Below are 6,543 nucleotides of genomic sequence, written 5' to 3' on the forward strand. Positions count from 1 at the left end.
GCTCGGAGTTCATCGCATACTCCACCGCCACCAGCCCGACCGGGCCGTGGACCTACCGCGGCACGATCATGCCCACCCAGGGCAGTAGCTTCACCAACCACCCCGGAATCATCGACTACCAGGGCGGTTCGTACTTCTTCTACCACAACGGCGCCCTGCCGGGCGGCGGCGGCTACACCCGCTCGGTCGCGGTGGAGAAGTTCACCTACAACGCCGACGGCACCATCCCGACGATCAACATGACCACCACCGGGGCACCCCAGATCGGCACGCTGAACCCCTACACCCGCCAGGAGGCCGAGACCATCGCCTGGGAGTCCGGCGTCGAGACCGAGGCCTCCAACGAAGGCGGGATGAACGTCGGCTTCATCGACAACGGCGACTACATCAAGGTCAAGGGCGTCGGCTTCGGCACCGGAGCGACCTCCTTCTCCGCACGGGTCGCCTCCGGCGCCGGCGGCGGGAAGATCGAACTGCGCCGCGACAGCGCCACCGGCACCCTCATGGGCACCTGCGACGTCCCCGGCACCGGCGGCTGGCAGACCTGGACAACCGTCTCCTGCCCCGTCACCGGCGCGACCGGCACCCACGACCTGTACCTCAAGTTCACCGGCGGCAGCGGCTACCTGTTCAACCTGAACTGGTGGCAGTTCACCGGCGACGGGCCGACCACCAGCCCCTCACCCACGCCTCCGACCTCCCCCTCACCCACGCCCCCCGCTTCGCCGTCGCCGTCACCGTCGCCCAGCCCGACGATCACGCCCACGCCGAACGGCGGCGCCTGCAACGCGACCTACCGCACCACCAACACCTGGTCCGGCGGCTACCAGGGCGAGATCACGGTGACAGCCGGCAACGCGCCCATCAACGGCTGGACCGTCAAGTGGACCCTGAGCAACGGCCAGACCATCAGCCAGGTCTGGAACGGCACGGTGAGCACCGCCGGCTCGGCCGTGTCGGTGACCAACGCCTCCTACAACGGCTCACTCCAGCCGTCCGCCTCCACGACGTTCGGCTTCCTCGCCGGCGGCACTCCGTCGACATGGTCCCTCACCTGCACCGCCGCCTGAGGACGACGGCGTTGCGCCCCCGATCGGAGGAATCTGGTGAACCCGAGGAGAAGACTCGTCCGCCTCATCATGGCAGCGCTGGTCCCGCTGTCCGTGCTGTTCGCCTGGGCGGTCGCCGCGCAGGCGCCGGCGCAGGCCGCCACGTCGCTTCCGTGTGACATCTACGCCACGGGCGGGACGCCGTGCGCGGCGGCGCACAGCACCACCCGCGCGCTGTTCGCGTCCTACAACGGGCCGCTCTACCAGATGCAGCGCGCGTCCGACCGCAGCTACCGCGACATCGGGCTGCTGGAGGCGGGCGGGTACGCCGACGGGGCCGCGCAGGTCTCGTTCTGCGCGAACACCTCCTGCACGATCACGAAGATCTACGACCAGACCGCCAACCACAACGATCTGCCGATCTCGTGGGGAGGCTTCTGGAAGGGCCCCGGCCCCAACGGCTCCGACATCGGGGCGGACGCCATGGCCCTGCCGGTGACCGCAGGCGGGCACCAGGTGTTCGGGATCAAGAGCACCCAGGGCACCGGCTACCGGATCGACAACGCCAGGAACGTGCCGACGGGCAGCAGGCCCGAGGGCATCTACATGGTGACCTCGTCCAACTACGTGAACCAGTGGTGCTGCTTCGACTACGGCAGCGGTGAGAACTCCCACAACGACACCGGCAACGCCACCATGAACGCGATCTACTGGGGCACCGCCTGCTGGTTCAACAACTGCACCGGGACCGGCCCGTGGGTGGAGGCCGACCTGGAGAACGGGATGTATCACACCAACACCGGCTCCAACAAGGATCCGAACAACTCCGGGGTGCACTACCCGTTCGTCAGCGCCTGGCTGAAGAACAACGGCACCACCAACTTCACCCTCAAGTACGGCAACGGCAACAGCGGCGGGCTCACCAGGACCTTCTCGGGCCCGCTGCCCAACGGCTACTCGCCCATGCGGCTGGAGAGCTCGATCCTGCTCGGCACCGGCGGCGACAACAGCCCCACCGGCCAGGGGATGTTCTTCGAAGGCGCGGTCACCAACGGCTATCCGTCCGACGCCACCGAGGACGCCGTCCAGGCCAACATCACCTCCGTCGGCTATTCCATGTCGGGCGGCGGCACGCCGCAGCAGGGGGAGCAGATCGTGGGCGGCCAGTCCGGCCGGTGCCTGGACGTCACCGGTGTCTCGCAGAACAACGGCACCCAGGTGCAGCTGTGGGACTGCAACGGCCAGAACAACCAGCGCTGGACCTACACCTCCGGCAAGCAGCTGCAGGTGTACGGCACCAAGTGCCTCGACGCCAACGGGCAGGGCACGAGCAACGGCACCCAGGTGATCATCTGGGACTGCAACGGGCAGGCCAACCAGCAGTGGAACGTCAACTCCAACGGCACGATCACCGGCGTGCAGTCGGGGCTGTGCCTGGACGCGAACAATGCCGGCACCGCCAACGGCACGAAGATCATCCTCTGGGCCTGCAACGGCGGAACCAACCAGCAGTGGAGCAGGCGCAGCTGACCAGGCGGTGAAACGAGGACGCGCCGCCGCAGGGCTCGGGGGCCTGCGGCGGCGCGCCTCCAGTACGGCGGCAGCACGTCACGCGACGTCGATACCCGAGTCCCCGGCACCCGGCCGTGGGCGCCGCCCCCCTGACGGCGCCCGCTCTCGGCCGGTCTGTCGCCATGTCCATTTCGCCCTACCTCATCGAAAGGACCCCATGAGTCGGCGAAGAGAAAGCATTGCGCGCGTCGCCATGAGTGTGGTGGTCGCGCTCCTGTCGGTCGCGATGTCCCTGGTGGCCGTGTCGCCGGCGCGTGCGGCGGTCGGAATCACGATCAATGGTGGTTCCGGTGGCCGTACGTTCGACGGTGTCGGCGCGATCAGCGGCGGCGGAGGCAACAGCCGTCTGCTGGTCGACTATCCCGAGCCGCAGCGCAGCCAGATCCTGGACTATCTGTTCAAGCCGGGGTACGGCGCCTCGATGCAGATCCTGAAGGTCGAGATCGGCGGTGACACCAACTCCACCGACGGGGCCGAGCCGAGCCATCGGCACACCTCCGGCGACCTGGACTGCAACCGGGGTTACGAGTGGTGGCTGATGGAGCAGGCCAAGGCCCGCAACCCCAACATCAAGCTGGTGGGCCTGGCCTGGGGCGCCCCGGGCTGGCTCGGAGGCGGCAACTTCTGGTCGCAGGACACCATCAACTATCTGGTCGACTGGCTGGGCTGCGCCAAGAACAGCCACAACCTGACCATCGACTACCTCGGCGGCTGGAATGAGAAGGGCCGCGACCTCAACTGGTACGTCAACCTCAACTCGGCGCTGGACTCCCGCGGTTTCGGCAACGTGAAGATCATCGCGTCCGACGACTGGGGTTTCGGCGTCGCCGACGACGCCGCGAACAACACCGCCTTCCGCAACGCGGTCGACGTGTTCGGGTCGCACTACGTCTGCGGCTACCGCGGACCGCAGCAGAACTGTCCAAGCTCCACCACCGCGATCAACTCCGGCAAGGTGCTGTGGGCCAGTGAGAACGGCTCCGACGACTACAACGACGGGGCCAAGGCGATGGCCCGGGGCATCAACCGGGACTACATCGACGGGAAGATGACGGCCTACATCAACTGGCCGGTCATCGCCGCCATCGCCCCGAACCTGCCCTTCGCCACGATGGGCGTGGCGGTCGCGCCGCAGCCGTGGTCGGGGTACTACGCCATCGGCAAGAGCGCCTGGGTGATGGGCCACACCACGCAGTTCACCGCCCCCGGCTGGAAGTACCTGGACTCCTCCAGCGGCTACATCGGCGGCAACCGCAACAACGGCAGCTATGTGTCGCTGAAGTCCCCGAGCAGCTCCGACTACAGCACGATCATCGAGACGATGGACGCCGCCGGCGCCCAGACGCTCAACTTCAACGTGACCGGCGGGCTGTCCACCGGGCAGGTGCACGTGTGGGCGACCAACCTCAACTCGGGCAACTCCGCCGACTACTTCGTCCACTCCAGCGACATCACCCCGTCCAACGGCGCCTTCTCGCTGACGGTCCAGCCGGGGTACGTGTACTCGATCACGACCACGACCGGCCAGGGCAAGGGCACCGCGACCAGCCCGGCCCGGGGCACGATGGCCCTGCCGTACTCCGACGACTTCGACTCCTACGCCGTGGGCCGCGAGGCGAAGTACCTCTCGGACATGCAGGGCTCGTTCGAGATCGTGGGCTGCGGCGGCGGCCGGTCCGGCCGGTGCGTGCGCCAGATGGCTCCGCGCCAGCCGATCCTGTGGACCGGTGGTTCCCACCCGTACGCCCTGCTGGGTGACCTGAGCTGGAGCAACTACACCGTCTCCGCGGACGTGCTGCTGGAGCAGAGCGGCTACGCCGAGCTGATCGGCCGGGCGGGCGCCCAGCACTCCTTCGGCCCCGAGGGACTGAACGCCTACTACCTGCGGGTGACCGACGGCGGCGCCTGGCAGATCATCCGCAACAACGTCGACAACGCGATGACGACGATCCGCAGCGGGAACGTCGCCGGGCTCGGCACCGGCCGCTGGCACACCCTGGCGCTGGGCTTCTCCGGCAGCACGATCACCGCGAGCATCGACGGGTCGCAGGTGGCCTCGGTCACCGACGGCACCTGGGGCGCCGGCCAGATCGGCGTCGGCACCAGCACCACCGAGACGGCGCAGTTCGACAACCTCTCGATCACGCCGGGCCAGGGCGGTCCCGGCCCCGGCAACGGCACCCTGCTGCGTGGCCTGGCCTCGGGCCGGTGTGTGGACGTGCCGAACCAGTCGCAGACCAACGGCACCCAGGTGGCGCTGTGGGACTGCAACGGCGGCGCGAACCAGCAGTGGACCTACACCTCCGGCAAGCAGCTCCAGGTGTACGGCAGCAAGTGCCTCGAGGCGGGCACCGGCAACGGCTCCGCGGCCGTCATCAACAGCTGCTCCGGCGGGGCCGGCCAGCAGTGGAACCTCAACGCCGACGGCACCGTCACCGGTGTCCAGTCCGGGCTGTGCCTGGACGCCAACAGCGCCGGAACCGCCAACGGCACGAAGATCATCGTGTGGTCCTGCAACGGTGGAAGCAACCAGCAGTGGAGCCGCAACTGAGATGACACGGTCGCCCATGGCGGCGACCTCCGACCCCACCGGTACGACCTGTCGCCACGCCCGCGGACCATTGTGGTGGTCCGCGGGCCGGGCGACGAGTCCTGCCGATCCACCTGACCACGACCGACGTCCGTAACCGACGCGGGAGGCAGGAATGCGCGGCCCGGGATCCGGGCCGCGCATTCCTCGACGAAACTCTTCACCCGCGACCGCACCGCTTCCCGAATCGCTCGTGGAGCAGGCGCCGCCCCGGTCCTTCGATCAGGGCTTGATCGCGACTCCGCCGTAGGCCCAGGCGTGACCGCCGCCCGGGATGTGTTCCTGGTGCTCCTTGTCGTCCGGCCGCCACTTCACGACCTCGACCACGCCCGGATCGACCACGTGCCAGCCCTCGAAGAACCGCACCACGTCGGCGTGCGTACGGGGGACCATGGGCGCGGTGCTCTTGTCGTAGGGCTTGGTGAAGTCCTCCTCGCGCAGCCGGGGCGCGAAGTCGAGGGTGATGTGCGACAGCAGCAGCCGGCTGCCCGCGGGCACGGCGGCCTTGATGTGCTCCACCGTGCCGTACGGATCCTCCTCGTCGGTGACGAAGTGCAGGACGCCGGCCAGGATGACGGCGACCGGACGCGTGAAGTCGATCACGGCCTGGACCTCGGGGTGGGACAAGATCACCTCCGGCTTCCGGAGGTCGGCCTCGATCACCGTGGTCATCCCCGTGCCGGTCAGCAGAGCGCGGCCGTGGACCAGGACGATCGGGTCGTTGTCCACGTAGACCACCCGCGCGCCGGGGTCGATCTCCTGCGCGATCTCGTGGGTGTTGCCCTGGGTGGGGATGCCGGTGCCGATGTCGAGGAACTGCGAGACACCCGCCTCGGCGAGGTGGCGCACCGCCCGGCGGAGGAAGGCCCGGTGGGCGCGGACGCCCTCACGAGTGCCGGGAGACAGCTTGACCAGTTCCTCGGCCGCCTCACGGTCGGCCGCGAAGTTGTCCTTGCCGCCCAGCAGATAGTCGTACACCCGAGCCGGGTGCGCCACCGCGGTGTTGATCCGCGCGGCGGCCGCGGCCCGGGCCTCTGTCAGATCGGCCACCCGCGCTCCCGGTCGTCTCTCGGTTCCATCGAACATCCTCCACTGGGGCGATGACCGCTGTGATGGTGCCGCATCTCTCCGTGATCTTTCCGTGATCGAAGAGGGCTACGCCACACTGCAGGTCACGCCGTTGAGGGTGAACGCGGTCGGTTTGCCGGCGTTGCCGGTGTGGGTGGCCTGGAAGCCGATGTCAGTGGAGGCTCCAGGGGCCAGCGAGCCGTTGTAGCTGACGTTCTTCGCGGTGACCTGTCCGCTGGTGGGGGAGTAGGTGGCGTTCCATCC

General features: G+C 68.5%; 5 protein-coding genes. 3 read left to right on the top strand and 2 right to left on the bottom strand.

Annotation, left to right across the window (positions count from 1 at the left end; all coding sequences use genetic code 11):
* From HHX35_RS42205 to HHX35_RS42215, 3 genes are all read left to right on the top strand, one after another.
* Window positions 1-1,070, top strand: a 1,070-nt coding sequence (locus tag HHX35_RS42205) for a carbohydrate-binding protein (protein ID WP_182904220.1), incomplete at its 5' end; no start/stop codon positions are given.
* A 69-nt stretch (window positions 1,071-1,139) separates the two neighbouring features.
* Window positions 1,140-2,579, top strand: coding sequence for an arabinofuranosidase catalytic domain-containing protein (locus tag HHX35_RS42210; RefSeq protein ID WP_182904221.1), 1,440 nt, complete (start codon window positions 1,140-1,142; stop codon window positions 2,577-2,579).
* A 235-nt stretch (window positions 2,580-2,814) separates the two neighbouring features.
* Window positions 2,815-5,172 (top strand): ricin-type beta-trefoil lectin domain protein, encoded by a 2,358-nt coding sequence (locus tag HHX35_RS42215; RefSeq protein ID WP_220506545.1) that lies wholly within the window; start codon window positions 2,815-2,817, stop codon window positions 5,170-5,172.
* 261 nt (window positions 5,173-5,433) lie between these two features.
* Here the strand turns inward: HHX35_RS42215 and HHX35_RS42220 are convergent, their stop codons facing one another.
* Together HHX35_RS42220 and HHX35_RS42225 are read right to left on the bottom strand one after the other, a co-directional pair.
* The gene (locus HHX35_RS42220) at window positions 5,434-6,261 is read right to left on the bottom strand and encodes an SAM-dependent methyltransferase (protein ID WP_310739686.1); all 828 of its coding nucleotides are present in this window, start codon (window positions 6,259-6,261) and stop codon (window positions 5,434-5,436) included.
* A gap of 105 nt (window positions 6,262-6,366) precedes the next feature.
* A partial coding sequence (locus tag HHX35_RS42225) for a cellulose binding domain-containing protein (RefSeq protein ID WP_182904224.1) occupies window positions 6,367-6,543 on the bottom strand: 177 nt, incomplete at its 5' end.

Origin of the sequence: Microbispora sp. H10830, assembly GCF_014161375.1 — a bacterium.
Lineage (GTDB): Bacteria > Actinomycetota > Actinomycetes > Streptosporangiales > Streptosporangiaceae > Microbispora > Microbispora catharanthi.